This is a genomic window from Micromonospora sp. CA-269861 (assembly GCF_050948505.1).
Classification (GTDB): Bacteria; Actinomycetota; Actinomycetes; order Mycobacteriales; family Micromonosporaceae; genus Micromonospora.
On record NZ_CP192014.1, the window covers coordinates 6,887,600 to 6,903,074 of the forward strand.

Sequence of the window (15,475 nt, forward strand, 5' to 3'; positions counted from 1 at the left end):
CGCGCGGAGACTCCGGGATTCGAACCCGGGAGGGGCTTTAAGACCCCAACCGCATTAGCAGTGCGGCGCCATAGACCAGACTAGGCGAAGTCTCCCTGGTGATCCTCAGACCACCGCGCCCGAGGATACAGGTCGCCACCCACCGGGAGCAAAACGACTTCCGGGGTACGCCCACCAGCGCCCGCCCGCCCACGTGTTTCAACGCTGTGCGCCGGCGTGATCGGGACTACGCTCCATCGATATGCAGGAGCAGCCGCCCAGCGAGTCGACCCGTCGAGAGCCTGCTGAACGAGCGCGTAAGCGCTCTCCACGGGCCACTTTCAGGCCGCCGACGGTGGCCGAGGAGCCCACCGGGACGGTGGAGCCCACCGAGTCGACAGCACCGCCGGCAGCCACCCCGGCGAGCCAGCGTCCTCGACGGGCCAAGGCTGCCCCCGCCGTGCTCTTCCAGCCACCGGAGCCGGACCGCCCCCTGCCTCGACAGCCCCGACCTGCGCCGACCGAGTTGACCACCGCCGCGAGCGCGGAGCAGCCAGAACAGCCAGAACGGCCGGAACAGCCGAACGGCGACCAACCAGGTCCAGCAGCAGGCGTCGCGCCGACTCCGCCGCAGGCCCGGACCACCCCCGCTCGCAAGGCCGCACCCCGGAAAGCAGCCGAGACGCCCACCGAGGTGACCCCGACCGCGCCGGCACCCCGCAGGCGCGCCGCGAGCCCCACCAAGCCCGCGAGCACCACCACGGCAGGGAGCACCACAGCCGCGAGCGCCACCGAAGAGGCGGACACCACCAGTCCAGCGACCCCGACCAGGGCCGCAAAGACCACCAGGCGCGCGGCCACCCCACGCAAGAGCACCACCCCGCCGAAGCCCGCCCCCGAACCCGTGGCCGAGCAGCAGGCAACACCCGCCGAGCAACAGGCGACACCCGCCCAGCAACCGACCGCACCCACCGAGCAGCAGACGGCACCGGCAGAATCCGCCGTGCGGGCGGCGGGGCCGACTCTGGGGCGTACCCCGGAATCGGAGCTGCGCGCGGTCGCCGCGCGCGTGCTCGACCACCCAGGCTTCGCACCGGAGCTGTTGGCTCTGGCCGCGGTGCGGGCGCTCGGGCCCGGCGCGGCCGGGTGGGCGGTGGGGTTGCGCACCCGGTACCCGGACGCCTCCGCCGACGGCCTGGCCCGGTTGGCGACCCGGCGGTTCGTCCGCTCGGCGGGTGCGGGTGGGGCGACCGCCGCGCTGGCTGGTCTGTTCGCGCCGCTGGCCGAGTTGGCGGCGGTGCTGTGGACGCATTCGGAGTTGGTGCTGCACCTGGCCGCCGCGTACGGCAAGGATCCGACGCATCCCGACCGGGCCGTCGACCTGCTGGTACTGACCCAGGTGCACCCGGATCGGGCGAGCGCGGCGGCGGCACTGGCCGCCGCCGAGACGGCTGGCGACCCGGTCGAGGGGGCGTGGCCGCGGGCGGCGGAGGCGGCCTGGCGGTTGGCCGCGCCGCTCACGGCGCAGGCCGGTGGTTGGGTCGCTCTGCGGCTGGTGGCCCGGTTGCTGCCGGGCGCGGCGGTGCTCGCGGCGGCGCTTGGCGACGCGGCGGCGGCCGACCGGCTCGCGGCCCGGGCGGTGGCCGTCTACCGACCTGACCGGCGGTGACCGGTCAGAGCCAGTCGAACCACTCCCGGGGCAGCAGCGCGTAGCCGACGAAGGCGAACACGTCGAGCAGTGTGTGCGCGATGACCAGCGGCATCACCCGCCGGGTGCGTAGGTAGAAGAGGCTGAACACGACGCCCATGATCGCGTTGCCCACGAACGCGCCGAAGCCCTGGTAGAGGTGGTACGAGCCGCGGAGCAGCGCGCTGGCCGCGATGATCGTGGCGAGCCGCCAGTGGAGCTGGCGCAGCCGGGTGACCAGGTAGCCGACCACGATCACCTCCTCCAGCACGGCGTTCTGCACGGCGGCGAGGATCAGCACCGGCACCGCCCACCAGACCGGCGGCAGCGCGGCCGGCACCAGTGTGGCGTTGAGGCCCAGGTGGGCCGCCGCCCAGAACAGCGCCAGCCCGGGCAGGCCGATCAGCGCCGCCAGGCCGGCCCCGCGCGCCACGTCCTGACCGGGCCGTCGGGCGTCCAGGCCGAGGGTCCGCGCCGGGTCGCCGGGGTCACGACTGAGCAGGTGTACGGCGAGCAGCACCGGCAGCAGCGCGAACACGATGCCGAGCAACTGGTAGGTGAGGTCCAGCCAGGGGCGGGCCGACGCCGAGGTGTTCAGCGAGGCGGTCTGCTTGGAGAGCGGACCGTCGGCGGTCAGCTTCGCGATGATCGAGACCACCGCGTAGATCGCCGACTGGCCGAGGGAGAGGCCGAGGACCAGCAGCGTCTCGGTGCCCAGCAGTCGGCGGGACACCGGGCGGGTCAGCTCAACTGTCACCGCACCACTCTGCCCGACGTGCGGCACCGGTGACACGGCCGACCGGCCAGCGTGAGCCGATCGCACATTCTGTGCGACCAGTCGACACTCTCCGTGGAGATTCTATGGACGCCCGATCCGTTGCCGTCTGGAGAAGGAGCGTCCGTGGACAACCTCGCGCGGTTGCTGAAGGAGAGTTGGACCCTGGTCGAGGACGACCGGGTCCGGCTGAGCGGTCACTTCTACGCTCGGCTGTTCCTGCTCGACCCCGCCCTGCGGCAACTCTTTCCAGTGCAGATGACCGGCCAGGGCGACCGCCTGCTCGAAGCGATCATCGCGGCGATCCACACCGTCGACGACCCGGAGAGCTTCGACGAGTTTCTCCGGGCGCTGGGCCGCGACCACCGTAAGTACCACGTCGACGAGCGGCACTACGCGACGATGGGAGTCGCGCTGTTGGACGCGCTGCGCAGCACCGCCGGCGACGGCTGGAACCTGGAGTACGACCAGGCGTGGCGGGAGGCGTACGCGGCGATCGCCTCCCTGATGGTGGCCGGCGCGGCCGACGACGACGACCCTCCGTTCTGGCACGCCGAGGTGCTGACCCACGAGCGGCACGGCCCGGACACCGCCGTGCTGACCTGCCGGGCGTTGCAGCATCCGCTGCGCTGGCAGGCGGGGCAGTACGTGAGCCTGGAGGTACCGCGCTACCACCCCCGGGTGTGGCGCAACTACTCCGTGGCGAACGCCCCGAACGACGACAGCGTGCTGGAGTTCCACGTGCGGTCCCCGGGGGCTGGTTGGGTGTCCGGGGCGTTGGTGCGTCGGGTGCGGCCGGGTGACCTGCTCCGCCTGGCAGCGCCGATGGGGTCGATGACCCTGGATCGCACCTCGGAACGGGACATCCTGTGCGTGGCCGGCGGCGTCGGGCTCGCGCCGATCAAGGCGTTGGTGGAGGAGTTGGCGACCTTCAACCGGACCCGGTGGGTGCACGTCTTCTACGGTGCCCGGCAGGCAGCCGACCTGTACGGGCTGGCCGGGTTGCAGGAGTTGGTGGCCGTACACCCGTGGTTGTCGGTGACCCCGGCGTGCAGCGAGGAGCCGGACTTCGACGGCGAGCAGGGCGACATCCCGGAGGTGGTGGCCCGGTACGGCCCGTGGACCACCCACGACTGCTACGTCTCCGGTGCCGCCCGGATGGTCCGGTCCACCCTGCGGGTGCTCGCCGCGGACGACGTGCCGCCGCCGCACATCCGGTACGACACCTTCGGTGACCTCTAGACGTTCCTCCCCCCACACCGGGGCGCGTGCCCCTGCCCCCTGGGGCACGCGCCCCGGTCCCTTCCTCGGTCAGTAGCGCCAGGGGTGCCCGGTCTCGCGGTACTCCTCCACCGGCACCAACGGCACGCCGGGTGCCATCCGGTCGACGTAGAGCCGGCCCTCCAGGTGGTCGATCTCGTGTGCGACCAGCCGGGCCATGCCGAACTCGAACGACGTGATGATCCGGCTGCCGTCCCACTGGGCGTGCTCCACGTCCAGTCGCAGCGGCCGGGGCACCAGACCTCGGTGGTCGAAGAAGGAGAGGCAGCCCTCGTACTGCTCGTCGGTCTCCAGGTCGGCGTCGACCACCCGGGGGTTGAGCAGCACGACCGGCTCCGCCGACCGGTCGGGGGGCCGCACGACGGCCGCCGCGCGGCCGATGCCGAACTGCGGCGCGGCGACACCCACCCCCTTGCTGAACGGGTGCAGCTCGTCGAGGCGGGCCAGGGCCATGGTGAGCCGGTCGACCACGTCCCGGGCCACGTGTTCCTCCCCGGGCAGGTCGAACGGGCGGGCGCGCTGGCGGAGCAGGTCGTCCCCGCGCTGCACGATGCCGAGGCCGCGCATCCGGTCGCTGGGTCGGACCCGGGAACCGCCGGGGCCGATGTCCGGTTCGGTGTCCGGGCGGGCGCGGAAACGCCACTGCATCCGGTAGCGGGCGTTCAACGGCGGGTCGTCGGTCTGCCAGTCGTAGAGCGCCCGGTCACCCTCGTCGTGGCGCTGCGGCGCCGTCCGCAGCGGGCCCTCCTCCGCGCTGAGCGAGGTCTCCACGCCCCAGACCTGCGGGTCGAGCCCCGCAGGAAGGTCCAGGCGTACGGCGAGCTGCCGGGTGGGCAGCCGGACGGCCCGCTGGAACCAGGGGCCCCACTTCTCGTGCCCGACGCTGTACGCGTACTCGATGGTGGCCCGGTCGCCCGGGTAGAGGGGGAAGCGTCGCTCCCCGTTCTCGAAGAGCAGCCAGATCTCCTTGAACGCGTCCCGATCGTGTTTGGCTCGCCAGTGCATCGGCTCCGGGTCGCCGCCGCTGTCGTCTCGACGGGCCTGTATCTGCAGCTCGGCGAACGTGAGGGGGTGCTCCCGGTGGTGCCGGTTGGAGCGGCCGGGGTCGTTCGGGTAGCGGTCGACGGCGACCCGGACCAGGTAGCGGGTGACCGGCTCGGTGCCGGCGTTGTACAGCTCACGGTGGATGACGCACCGGTAGCCGTCCTCGGTGTGGGTGAGGGTGGCCAGTTCCCGTTCCACGACCAGGCCGGTGCCGGGTGGCAGCCACTGTCCCGGCAGGTGCGGCTCGCGGTGCGACTGGCCCACCCGGGCGTGCCGCAGATCGTCGTACTCCCGGAAGCGCTGCCAGATCGCGCCGCTGGCCTCCAGGACGGCCTCCGCGCGGCGGGCGAAATCCTCGGTCGGGCGGTGCCGGCGCCCCTCGACGTGGCTCACGTAGGACGGGTCGAACCCCATCAGGACGGCCAGTTGCTTCTTGGACAGCCCGCGCCCGGTCCGTTGCCGGGCGAGTTCGGCCGCGAAGGAGTCGGCAGCCCGTTCGAGGGGTGAGGTCGTCATCAGCTTCCTCGTGGCCGGGGATATAAGTTTCACGTTCCGTACGCGGGCACACACGCATGTGGCATCTTTTCGACACACCGCTTGACAAACAACTGATGACCATCGATTGTGCGGCGGCGTTTCCCAGCGTTGACTCCGGGTAGTAGGCGGAGCGCTACTCCCGCGAATGCGGGGTGACCTGGGCGTCGGGGATGTGACCAAGGTGAGGCTTCCCTTACGGCGGAGGGTCTGGTTAGGCTAGCCTTAGCTCAGGACGGCACGTGTTCGTCCGCCGGGGCGCACTCCTCGGTCACACAGACAGGGGACGACTCAGGTGACAGCGGTGATGCCGAGGCGCGAAGCCGCCACCACGCCGCTCGCTCCCGTCACCGCAGCGCTCCGGGCGATGTTCGGCACCGACGACCTCCCCGGGCTCGCCCGTGGCCTCCTTGTCGACGACGAGCTCGGCTGGGCGCCCGCCACCACCCTGATCGACGGCAGCCGACTGCCGGAATTGCTGAACGGCGCTGCCGTCCGCTGGGGTGGCACCCCGCACGCCTGCGCCGCCCTGGCCTGGAAGTCGTACAGCTACTGGACCGCCCTGCCGGTCGTGCTCGGCTGGGCCTCCGCCCGGCGGGTGCCGCTGCTCGATCCGGCCGACGTGCTGATCCACTTCGAGGACCACCGGCAGCTGCTCACCATGGGCCTGCGCCGGGGCACCACCGTGGCGGTGCTGCCGAACGATCCGCTGGCGCTCGCCGGCCTGCCGGAGGTGCGGGTCGTCGCCGACGAGGCGGAGCTGCTGGTCGCGCTGCGCGCGGCACTGCTCGACGCCCACCTGGCACCGCTCATCACGGCGATCCAGTCCGAGGTCCGGGTGGGCACCCGGACGCTGCTCGGCTCGGTCGCCTCCGGCATCGCGCACGGTCTCCTGCGGGCCGCGGACGGTCTGCCCGGCTCCACGGTGCAGAGCATCGACACCCTGCTCGGCGCCCTCGACCTGACCGACCTGATCGAGCTGGTGCCGGGGCCGACAGGTGAGCCGACAGTGCAGCGCCGCACCTGCTGCCTCGCCTTCACCCTGCCCCGGCCGAAGGTCTGCCAGGGCTGCTGCGTCCGCTAGGCGGGGCTGCGTCCGCTGAGGGCTGGGCCGCACGGGGTCAGTCGGTCAACGACCGGACGTCCCACACCCACACGCCGCCGGTGAAGACCGGTTGGATGCCGGTCAGCTCGGTCATCCCCCGGCGCAGCGCGGCCTCGTGCTCGTGCGGCCCGAGGATGACCACCCCGGCCCGCCAGTAGCGCAGGTCGTCGACAGCTCGGACCCGGCTCTGCGGCGTGATCGGCGGCACCGCGCCGGTGCGTCGGATGGTGGCGAAGAAGCTGCTGGTGGGGCGGGGCGTCGCGCCGAACAGCGCCACCTTCGGCGGGTCGGCGTTCGGGCGGGTGTCCGGGCCAAGGAAGTAACCACGGGCCAACGGCATGTCCAGCCGGGTCGCCGCCGACCAACGAAGCGGCTCCGCGTACGTGCTGTCCGGCAACGGCAGGGTCACCACACTGCGCCCACCTGTCACGTACGGCCGCCAGGCCCCACCTGTCACGAAGGTGGGGACCGGGTCGAGGTGGGCCACCGGCAGCGGGGTGGGGACGATCGGCAACAGGGCCATCGTGAGCACTGTCGCGGTGCCGAAGCGGACCTGCCCCCGGGCGGCCGGGTGCGCGGCGGCCAACTCACGGGCACGTTCGGCGCCGTAGGCGAGCAGCAGCCCGATGATCGGGGTGATCGCCAGCGCCCAGCGCGTCGGCACCACCGAGTGCAGGATGGGCAGGTTCTCCAGCGCCGCCCAGGGGCCTGGCACCCCCGTACCCCGGTTGTCGAACCGGACCTCCCGACCCAGCGAGAGCACGGCGAAGAGCAACCCGAGCGCCGCCAGCGCGAGCACCACGATCGAGCGGCGCAGCCACCAGACCAGTGCGACCACCAGAACCAGCAGCGCCCACCCGAAGAAGCTGTTCTCCTCGGTCGGGTTCTTGGCCAGGCCCGCGGCGGTGCGCGCGCTCCCGGCGAGTGATTCCCGGGAGTACGCGGCGAACGAGGCAACGTCGCTGGAGTAGCCGCGGATCAGGCGGGACAACCCGGAGTACGCGCCCGGTCCGAAGAACTGGACGTACAGGGGGTACGCCAGCAGCAGGAGGGCGACACCGGCCGCGACGGCCAGGCCGGCGAGGAACGGTCGGGCCCGCGACCGCAGGTCCGCGCGGCCGATGGCGAGCACACCGATGATCACGCCGAGCCCGATCGCGGTCATCAGCAGGATCTCCAGGTTGAGGAATGCCTGCCAGACGATGACCAGCGCGAGAAGGACCCCGTTCCGCAGCCAGCGGCCCGGATCGCCGAGTCGCAGCGTGCGCCAAATGATCAAGGGGACGACGAACTGCGACACGATGTTCGGGTGTCCATTGGCGTGCGACACCATGGCCGGCGCGTACGCGCAGAAGCCGGCACCCAGCCACGCCGGCCCCCGGCTGCCGATCAGGACCCGGGAGAGCAGGAAATACCAGGCCGTGGCGGTGGCAATCATGCCGACGGTGAGAAAGACCAGGAATGACGCTCGAGGTCCGATAAGCAGGGTGATCGGCGTCATTGGCAATGAAATGGATAATACGGACGTATTGGCCATCAGATTCACGCCGTCGGGGACGTTCATCTGATTGGAATGGAACGGATACGCAAAGTGCGTGACCACTCGCGCACCGTGGGCCATCATCCATTCGAACTGCGACTGATCGGACTGGTTGTCCCGCACATCGCTGCCCGGGTCCAGCCAGAGCCGGCCGGTGACCCAGAAGCCGAGCACCACGAAGCTCAGCACCGCAGCCAGATCGGCCCACTTCCGCCTGAGGGAAGGCCGAACGGCACCGGAGACCCCCTCCGCCGACGAAGCGGCGGCCGGGCCGCCGCTGTCGCTGGGCACGTCCGGTTCAGGAGTAGTCATGACAATTCATAGGGTAGTCAGCGTATGGCACCGCCGTGACATGTTTCGGGGTACTGCCGTACTATGTGCCGGGTTCGCCGACCGCCGATCACGAACCCACCCCCCGACCACAATTCGGCCACCCCGATGCCTCGATTTTTTCGCCGTCCCAGCGGATGATTCACTCTGTCGGTCCAGGCACGGGTCGAGTTCATATCGTGAGGAATCGACGCATGGCAGAAATCACTGGGGATCAGCGCGTTCAGTCCGAGGTGCTGGAAGGCCTTGCGACAGCTGTCAACCACCGCCGCTGGTTCATCGAACTGGCCGTGCCGTACCTCGGCGACGACCCGATCGAAATCGGCAGCGGCCTTGGTGACTACGCGCTGGAATGGTCCGAGCGGTTGCCCCGGTTCACCGCCACCGAGGCCGACCCGGACCGACTGGTGCAGCTCAAGGAGCGCCTCGCCGACCGTCCGAACATCGACGTCCGGCAGATGCTGCTGCCACACAACGACCGGGGCGACTACAGCGCCGCCGTCTCGTACAACGTCCTGGAGCACATAGAGGACCACGTGGGCGCGCTGCAGAGCATGCGCGACCTGGTCCGACCCGGCGGCGCCGTGATCATCATCGTGCCGGCGTTCCAGTTCGCGATGGGCCCGGCCGACATCGCCACCGGGCACGTCCGCCGCTACACGAAGAAGACGCTCGGGGCGGCGATGACCGAGGCCGGCCTGACCATCGAGAAGATCCACTACGCCAACGCGCTCGGGCTGATCGGCTACTTCATGGCCACCAAGGTCTTCCGGCTGATGCCGAAGGAGGGCCCGATGGTCAAGGTGTACGACACCCTCGTCCTGCCCGCCACCAAGGCCGCCGAGCAGCTCGTCCTCCCACCCTTCGGCCAGTCCGTCTTCGCCGTAGCCCGCGTCCCAGCCTGACCCCACCCCCGCGATCTTGCACCGTGCCTCACGGTCACGCGCAAGATCGCGGGGTACCGGTCACTCCTTGATCTGGTACGTGGGGCGGATCACCGCTCGGGCCAGGGTGTGGAACGTGAGGTTGAAGCCGACGTAGGCGGGGGTGGCGTCCGGGGTCAGGTCCAGGCGGTCGACGTCCAGGGCGTGCACCGCGAAGACGTACCGGTGCGGGCGGTCGCCGGCCGGCGGGGCGGCACCGCCGTACCCCTGCGCGCCGTAGTCGTTGCGGACCGAGAACGCCCCGCCGAGGTCGGTGCCCGCCGCGCCGCCGGCACCGGTGGGCAACTGGGTGACGCTGACCGGCACGTTCACCAGCACCCAGTGCCAGAAACCGCTGCCGGTCGGCGCGTCGGGGTCGTAGCAGGTAACCGTGAAGCTCTTCGTCTCGGCGGGGAAGTCCGACCAGGTCAGCTGTGGTGAGACGTTGTCGCCCCCGGTGCTGTCATGCGCGTGCCGGGCGTCCATCGGCTCGCCGTTCTGCACGTCGTCACTCGTCAGCGTGAACGAGGGCAGCGTCGGCAGCAGCTCGTACGGGTCCGGGGCGATCGGTCGTTCCAGGGTCATGGGGACGCGTCCTTCCGGTGTGCGGAGATACCAGCCCCTTCTTACCCCGCCACGGCCGTCCCGACGACCGGAAGCACGTGCTGACCGACTGTGGTTTCGCGGAGCTACGTTTGAGTTCGGGCAACGTTCCGCAGGGGGACATCGTGGCCGGCATCTGGCGGGATTTCGTGGTGGCCGTCATCACCGCGTTCCGCCGCCGGGACGAGCGGGCAATCGCCGACGAACGTGGACGCGCTGTCGAGCGACTGGCCGAGGAGACGATCCGCCGGGAGCAGCGGGCCACCGACCCGCCGGAGTGACCGGGACGCGGGGCACCGGACCGGTACGCCGCGAACAGCCAGGATGACCTCATGGCGCGGATCTTCGGGGCACGGCCGATAGCGACCCCGGAGACCCACCGAACGACACTGTTCGAGATCTTCTTCGACCTGGTGTTCGTCTTCGGGCTCATCCGGGTCACCACGTTCATGAGCCAACGACCCGCGCCGATGACCTTGGTGCAGGGCTTCCTCGTCCTCCTGCTGCTGTGGATCTCCTGGTTGGTCTTCTGCTGGTTGGGCAACTATGTCCGCATCGATGTCGGGCTGATTCGTGCCGGCACCACCGTGGCGATGGCGGCCGTCTTCCTCGCCGCCCTGGTCATCCCCGACGCCTGGCAGACCGGACCGGGCGCGGAAGAGTCACGGCTGATCCTGGTGCTGGCCTACGTCGCGCTCCGGGTCATCTATCTGGTTCTCTTCCGCTGGGTGATGGCGGGCAACCAGCAGCTACGCCGGACCATCCGTATCTACGCCCTCGCGACCGCGCTGTCCTGGATCCCGCTCTTCCTCGGAGCCATGTTCGGCGGCATCACACAGATCCTGCTCTGGGCGGCGGCCCTCACCATCGACATGGGCGGTGGGGTGGTCGCCTCCGTGCGGAGTGGATGGCCGGTACGTAGCCCCGGCCACTTCGCCGAGCGGCATGGCCTCGTGGTGATCATCGCGCTTGGCGAGTCTCTGATCTCGGTCGGCGCGGGCATCGGAGAAGAGCGGATCCGTGAATCGATCCTGCTGGCCGCTCTCCTCACCCTGGCCGTGACGGTCTGCCTGTACTGGCTGTACTCCGCAAGCGCGGCGACCGCCCGGGAAGCGCTGATCAAGGAGACCGGGCTGCGGCGCGCACACGTCGGCGTCAACGCCTACAGCGTCGCTCACTTCCCGGTGCTCGCGGGGATCATCTACGTGGCGCTGGGGGTCGAGCAGGTGCTGGCCGGGCTGGCGCACGAGGAGCCACACGGCACCTCGATCTGGATGCCGGCCATCGCGTTGTTCGGCGGGACCGCCCTGTTCCTGGGAGCCAGGGCGACCTTCCTGAGTCTCAGCGTCCGATGCGTTCGACCGGGGCAGTTCATCGCTCCCGTTGCGGCGCTGCTGCTACTTCCCGCCGGCCGATACCTGCACGACCTGGTCGCTCTCGGTCTGCTCACCGCGTTTCTCGCCGCGCTGCTCAGCTACGAGGCACGGACCCGGCGATCGGTATCCCGGGAGTCCTGACGCCCCGACTTCCAGGAAGTCGAGTGGATCAAGGGTGGCGGAGGGTGTGGGATTCGAACCCACGAAGACATCGCTGCCTTACCGGTTTTCAAGACCAGCGCCATCGGCCACTAGGCGAACCCTCCTGGGCCGCCACCCGTGGGCGTACGGCCACGCATAGTCTGCCACGGCTCGCTCCGGGCGGCCCGGCGTCCCTCCCCGGTGCGCCGGCCAGGCGTCAGGGCGGGTCCACTGTGGGCTGGAGGGTGCGCCTGCGGCACCGGGTGAGATCGGGAAGACTGGGCCCATGCGAGCCATCACGATTCCGGAGCCCGGTGGACCCGACGCGCTGGTCTGGGCTGAGGTGCCCGACCCGGAGCCGGGCCCGGACGAGGTGATCGTTGATGTGCGGGCCGCCGGGGTCAACCGTGCTGACCTGCTGCAACGGCAGGGGCGCTATCCGCCGCCGCCGGGCGCGCCCGCGTACCCCGGGTTGGAATGCTCTGGGGTGATCACGGTGGTCGGCGCGGAGGTCGCCGGATGGGCGGTCGGGCAGCAGGTCTGCGCGCTGCTGGCCGGCGGCGGGTACGCGGAGCGGGTCGCGGTCCCCGCCGGGCAGTTGCTGCCGGTGCCGGCGTGCGACCCGGTCGACGCGGCGGCGCTGCCGGAGGTGGCCTGCACGGTCTGGTCGAACCTGATCCAGGTGGCGCGGCTCGCCACGGGCGACACGCTGCTGGTGCACGGCGGGGGCAGCGGGATCGGCACCTTCGCCGTCCAGCTCGGGGCGGCCCTCGGCGTGACCGTGCTGACCACCGCGCGGGAGGCCAAGCATGCCCGGCTGCGCGAGTTGGGCGCGGCACACATGATCGACTACCGGGAGCAGGACTTCGTCGAGGAAGTCCGGCGCGCCACCGACGGGCGGGGCGTGGACGTCATCCTCGACATCATGGGTGGGTCCTACCTGGGGCAGAACGTCTCCGCGCTGGCCACCGGCGGTCGGCTCGTGGTGATCGGGATGCAGGGTGGGCGCAAGGCCGAGTTGGATCTCGGCGCGCTGCTGAGCAAGCGGGCGAGCGTCACCGCGACGTCGCTACGGTCCCGGCCGCTGGCGGAGAAGGCGGAGATCGTCCAGGGCGTACGGGACGAGGTGTGGCCGTTGGTCGAGGCGGGCCGGATCCGGCCGATCGTGGACCAGCGGGTGCCGATGACCGAGGCGGCCGAGGCGCACCGGCGCGTCGAGTCGCACGACCACTTCGGCAAGGTGCTGCTCACCCGCCCGCCGGGTGGAGGCTCGGCCGTCAGTTGAGCCTGCCGGGCAGGCTCGGCCGTCAGTTGAGCGAGCTTGCCGGGGTCGGGTCGTCGGTCGGTCGGGGCAGCACCAGACGGGCGCCCGGGCCCTCCCCGGCCAGCGTGTCGTCCGGGTTGTTGAGCGTGCAGCGCTGCAGGGACAGACAGCCGCAGCCGATGCAGCCGTCCAGGTCGTCGCGGAGCTTGGTGAGCAGCCGGATCCGCTCGTCCAGCCGGCTCCGCCAGCTCGCCGAGAGCCGCGCCCAGTCCTGTGGGCTGGGGGTGCGCGCCTCCGGGAGCGAGTCGAGTGCCTCCCGGATCTCGTCGAGCGAGACGCCGACCTGCTGGGAGATCCGGATGAAGGCGACCCGCCGCAACTCGGCGCGGGCGTACCGGCGCTGGTTGCCGCCGGTGCGGTCGGCGCGGATCAACCCGAGTCGCTCGTAGTAGCGCAGCGCCGACGGCGCCACCCCGGAGCGGGCGGACAGCTCGCCGATCGTCAATAAATCCGGCATCCACAGGTCCTTGAGTTGAAGTGCACTTCAACTCACACAGTAGTGGCATGACCACCACACTGCCCACCGACAGCAGCGCCCGACTGCCCGGGCTGATCCGACGGCTGACCGGCGACGAGAAGCACGCGCCGAGCGCGCACTCCACCATCGACGTGCTCCAGGTGCTCTACGACCGGGTGCTGCGGGTCACCCCCGACACCGCCGACGACCCGGAGCGGGACCGGTTCCTGCTCTCCAAGGGCCACGGACCGGCGGCCTACTACGCGGTGCTCGCCGCACACGGCTTCATCCCGGACGCCTGGCTCGACGACCTGGCCGGGCCGGAGAGCCGGCTCGGTCACCACCCGGACCGCCTCCTGGTGCCCGGGGTCGAGATCGGCTCCGGCTCGCTCGGGCACGGGCTCGGGCTGGCCGTCGGCACCGCGCTCGGCCTCCGCGCCCAGGGACTGCACAAACCCCGGGTGTACGTGCTGCTCGGCGACGCCGAACTCGACGAGGGATCCAACCACGAGGCGATCGCGTACGCGGGAGCGACAGGCCTGGACAACCTCACCGCGGTCGTGGTCGACAACTCCTCGGCCAGCCACGGGTGGGCCGGCGGCATCGCCAGCCGGTTCACCGTCAACGGCTGGACCGCCGACACCGTGCACGGGCGGGACCACGACGCCCTGCACACGGCCCTGACCGGGCACCGGCCACGACAGCCGCACCTGGTGGTCGCTCGCACCGAGAGCAAGGGATGACCGACATGCGTACCGCCTTCATCGACACCACCACCGCGCTCCTCGACGAGGATCCGCGTACCGCACTGGTGCTCGCCGACATCTCGGCGAGCCAGTTCGCCTCAGCCGGCCGCCGACACGCCGACCGGGTGCTCAACGTCGGGATCCGCGAGCAACTGATGATCGGTGTGGCTGGTGGGCTCGCCCTGACCGGGCTGCGTCCGATCGCGCACTCGTACGCGACGTTCCTGGTGGACCGGGCGTACGAGCAGATCAAGTTGGACCTGGACCACCAGGGCGTGGGCGCTGTCCTGGTCAGCATCGGCGCGTCGTACGACGGCTCGGCGGAGGGCCGCACCCACCAGTCGCCCGGGGACGTGGCGCTCTTCGACTCCCTCGGCGACGGCTGGACGGTCCGGGTACCCGGCCACCCGGACGAGGTGGCGGCACTGCTCCGCAACGCCGCGACCACCGACGATCCGATCTACCTGCGGCTCTCCGAGCAGCGCAACGCCGAGGCGTATCCGGATGCCAGCCGGCTACGGGTGCTCCGGCGGGGCCCGACGAACGCGCCGCTCGTGGTGGCGGTCGGACCGATGCTCGAACCCACACTGGCTGCTGTCGAGGGGATGGACGTAACTGTGGCGTACACCCACACACCCCGGCCGTTCGACACGCGCGGGCTGCGGGCGCTCGCCGACACCGACGTGGTGCTCGTCGAGCCGTACCTGGCGGGGACGTCGAGCGCTGTCGTCAGCCGGGCCCTGGCGGACGTGCCGCACCGGCTGCTCGCGCTGGGGGTGGGTCAGACCGACCTGCGACGGTACGGCGATCCGGCGGACCACGCCCGGTGGCATGGTCTGGACGCCGACGGCCTGCGGCGGTCGATAAGCGCGTTCCTGGGGTCAGTTGACGGTTGAGGCGGTGGGGCGGCGGCGAGCGCGCTCGCGCCCGAGGATCCAGATCGCCTCGACGCCGTCCTTCCAGGTGATCTTCTTGCCCTCTTCCCGGCCGCGCGCCCGGTAACTGATCGGCACCTCGTACGGCCGGATCCGGCGACGCAGCAGCTTGCCGGTCACCTCGGCCTCCATGCCGAAGCCGCGCGAGCGCACCTCGAGCGACCGGTAGAGCGCCACCGGCATCAGCTTGAAGCAGGTCTCCAGGTCACCGATGTACGAGTTGAACAGCACGTTGGCCGCCATCGTGACGCCCTTGTTGCCCATCACGTACCAGAAGCTGTAGGCGCTGTGGCTGCCGAAGGTGCGATTGCCGTAGACCACCGTGGCCCGCCCGTCGAGCACCGGGTCGAGCAGCTTGGGGATGTCCTGCGGGTCGTACTCCAGGTCGGCGTCGAGGATGACCATGTAGTCGCCCTCGGCGCTGTCGACAGCCGTCTTGATGGCGGCACCCTTGCCGGCGTTACGCTGGTGCGTGATGACCCGCAGGCGCGCGTCGTCGGCGCGACCGAGAACCTCGCCGGTGCCGTCCCGGCTGCCGTCGTCGACCACGACCAATTCGATCTCGCACGGATAGTCCACCGCCAATGCCTGCTTGAGGGCATCCGCGATGCGTTCTTCCTCGTTGTAGACCGGCATGAGGATCGAGAGCTTCACGGGGATCTCCACGGTGGCGGCAACACGTCGGCCTCAGCCTA

15 protein-coding genes and 2 tRNA genes are annotated in these 15,475 nt (G+C 70.8%); 9 read left to right on the forward strand and 8 right to left on the reverse strand.

The window, feature by feature from the left end; translation table 11 throughout:
• Nucleotides 1-4: 4 nt before the first annotated feature.
• Nucleotides 5-95: transfer RNA gene (locus tag ACQP0U_RS31715), tRNA-Ser, on the reverse strand.
• A 239-nt stretch (nt 96-334) separates the two neighbouring features.
• On the opposite strand from ACQP0U_RS31715, the gene ACQP0U_RS31720 reads away from it, so the two are divergent.
• Nucleotides 335-1,648 carry a hypothetical protein gene (locus tag ACQP0U_RS31720; RefSeq protein WP_433314282.1) on the forward strand — a complete coding sequence of 438 codons (1,314 nt, stop codon included), beginning with the start codon at nt 335-337 and terminating at the stop codon, nt 1,646-1,648.
• A gap of 4 nt (nt 1,649-1,652) precedes the next feature.
• Here the strand turns inward: ACQP0U_RS31720 and ACQP0U_RS31725 are convergent, their stop codons facing one another.
• The gene (locus tag ACQP0U_RS31725) at nt 1,653-2,423 is read right to left on the reverse strand and encodes a CPBP family intramembrane glutamic endopeptidase (protein WP_433314284.1); all 771 of its coding nucleotides are present in this window, start codon (nt 2,421-2,423) and stop codon (nt 1,653-1,655) included.
• 144 nt (nt 2,424-2,567) lie between these two features.
• Here ACQP0U_RS31725 and ACQP0U_RS31730 point away from each other — a divergent pair, with 144 nt between their 5' ends.
• Nucleotides 2,568-3,683 (forward strand): globin domain-containing protein, encoded by a 1,116-nt coding sequence (locus ACQP0U_RS31730; RefSeq protein ID WP_433314287.1) that lies wholly within the window; start codon nt 2,568-2,570, stop codon nt 3,681-3,683.
• Nucleotides 3,684-3,752: 69 nt separating this feature from the next.
• On the opposite strand, the gene ACQP0U_RS31735 is transcribed toward ACQP0U_RS31730, so the two are convergent.
• The gene (locus ACQP0U_RS31735) at nt 3,753-5,282 is read right to left on the reverse strand and encodes a peptide deformylase (RefSeq protein ID WP_433314290.1); all 1,530 of its coding nucleotides are present in this window, start codon (nt 5,280-5,282) and stop codon (nt 3,753-3,755) included.
• Between the two features lie 325 nt (nt 5,283-5,607).
• Here ACQP0U_RS31735 and ACQP0U_RS31740 point away from each other — a divergent pair, with 325 nt between their 5' ends.
• Nucleotides 5,608-6,384, forward strand: coding sequence for a hypothetical protein (locus ACQP0U_RS31740; protein ID WP_433314293.1), 777 nt, complete (start codon nt 5,608-5,610; stop codon nt 6,382-6,384).
• A gap of 37 nt (nt 6,385-6,421) precedes the next feature.
• Here the strand turns inward: ACQP0U_RS31740 and ACQP0U_RS31745 are convergent, their stop codons facing one another.
• Entirely contained in the window at nt 6,422-8,257 is a 1,836-nt protein-coding gene (locus tag ACQP0U_RS31745; protein ID WP_433314296.1) for a hypothetical protein, read from the reverse strand.
• 212 nt (nt 8,258-8,469) lie between these two features.
• Here ACQP0U_RS31745 and ACQP0U_RS31750 point away from each other — a divergent pair, with 212 nt between their 5' ends.
• Nucleotides 8,470-9,180 (forward strand): class I SAM-dependent methyltransferase, encoded by a 711-nt coding sequence (locus tag ACQP0U_RS31750; protein WP_355418073.1) that lies wholly within the window; start codon nt 8,470-8,472, stop codon nt 9,178-9,180.
• A gap of 60 nt (nt 9,181-9,240) precedes the next feature.
• Here the strand turns inward: ACQP0U_RS31750 and ACQP0U_RS31755 are convergent, their stop codons facing one another.
• Nucleotides 9,241-9,783 (reverse strand): YbhB/YbcL family Raf kinase inhibitor-like protein, encoded by a 543-nt coding sequence (locus ACQP0U_RS31755; protein WP_433314299.1) that lies wholly within the window; start codon nt 9,781-9,783, stop codon nt 9,241-9,243.
• Nucleotides 9,784-9,893: 110 nt separating this feature from the next.
• Between ACQP0U_RS31755 and ACQP0U_RS31760 the strand changes: the two genes are divergently transcribed.
• Both ACQP0U_RS31760 and ACQP0U_RS31765 read left to right on the forward strand, forming a co-directional pair.
• Nucleotides 9,894-10,082, forward strand: a complete 189-nt coding sequence (locus ACQP0U_RS31760; protein ID WP_433314302.1) for a hypothetical protein — start codon at nt 9,894-9,896, stop codon at nt 10,080-10,082.
• A gap of 51 nt (nt 10,083-10,133) precedes the next feature.
• Nucleotides 10,134-11,318, forward strand: coding sequence for a low temperature requirement protein A (locus ACQP0U_RS31765; RefSeq protein ID WP_433314304.1), 1,185 nt, complete (start codon nt 10,134-10,136; stop codon nt 11,316-11,318).
• Between the two features lie 35 nt (nt 11,319-11,353).
• Here ACQP0U_RS31765 and ACQP0U_RS31770 read toward each other — a convergent pair.
• Nucleotides 11,354-11,443: transfer RNA gene (locus tag ACQP0U_RS31770), tRNA-Ser, on the reverse strand.
• A gap of 161 nt (nt 11,444-11,604) precedes the next feature.
• Here ACQP0U_RS31770 and ACQP0U_RS31775 point away from each other — a divergent pair.
• A complete protein-coding gene (locus ACQP0U_RS31775; RefSeq protein WP_433314307.1) occupies nt 11,605-12,603 on the forward strand; it encodes an NAD(P)H-quinone oxidoreductase in 999 nt (332 codons plus the stop codon).
• Nucleotides 12,604-12,625: 22 nt separating this feature from the next.
• Here the strand turns inward: ACQP0U_RS31775 and soxR are convergent, their stop codons facing one another.
• Entirely contained in the window at nt 12,626-13,099 is a 474-nt protein-coding gene (soxR, locus tag ACQP0U_RS31780) for a redox-sensitive transcriptional activator SoxR (RefSeq protein WP_433314309.1), read from the reverse strand.
• 47 nt (nt 13,100-13,146) lie between these two features.
• Here soxR and ACQP0U_RS31785 point away from each other — a divergent pair, with 47 nt between their 5' ends.
• Together ACQP0U_RS31785 and ACQP0U_RS31790 are read left to right on the forward strand one after the other, a co-directional pair.
• Nucleotides 13,147-13,842, forward strand: coding sequence for a transketolase (locus ACQP0U_RS31785; RefSeq protein WP_433314311.1), 696 nt, complete (start codon nt 13,147-13,149; stop codon nt 13,840-13,842).
• A gap of 5 nt (nt 13,843-13,847) precedes the next feature.
• The gene (locus tag ACQP0U_RS31790; RefSeq protein ID WP_433314314.1) at nt 13,848-14,741 is read left to right on the forward strand and encodes a transketolase family protein; all 894 of its coding nucleotides are present in this window, start codon (nt 13,848-13,850) and stop codon (nt 14,739-14,741) included.
• On the opposite strand, the gene ACQP0U_RS31795 is transcribed toward ACQP0U_RS31790, so the two are convergent.
• Nucleotides 14,727-15,434 carry a glycosyltransferase family 2 protein gene (locus ACQP0U_RS31795; RefSeq protein ID WP_433314316.1) on the reverse strand — a complete coding sequence of 236 codons (708 nt, stop codon included), beginning with the start codon at nt 15,432-15,434 and terminating at the stop codon, nt 14,727-14,729. The two genes, ACQP0U_RS31790 and ACQP0U_RS31795, sit on opposite strands and share 15 nt — an antisense overlap.
• Nucleotides 15,435-15,475 lie beyond the last annotated feature (41 nt).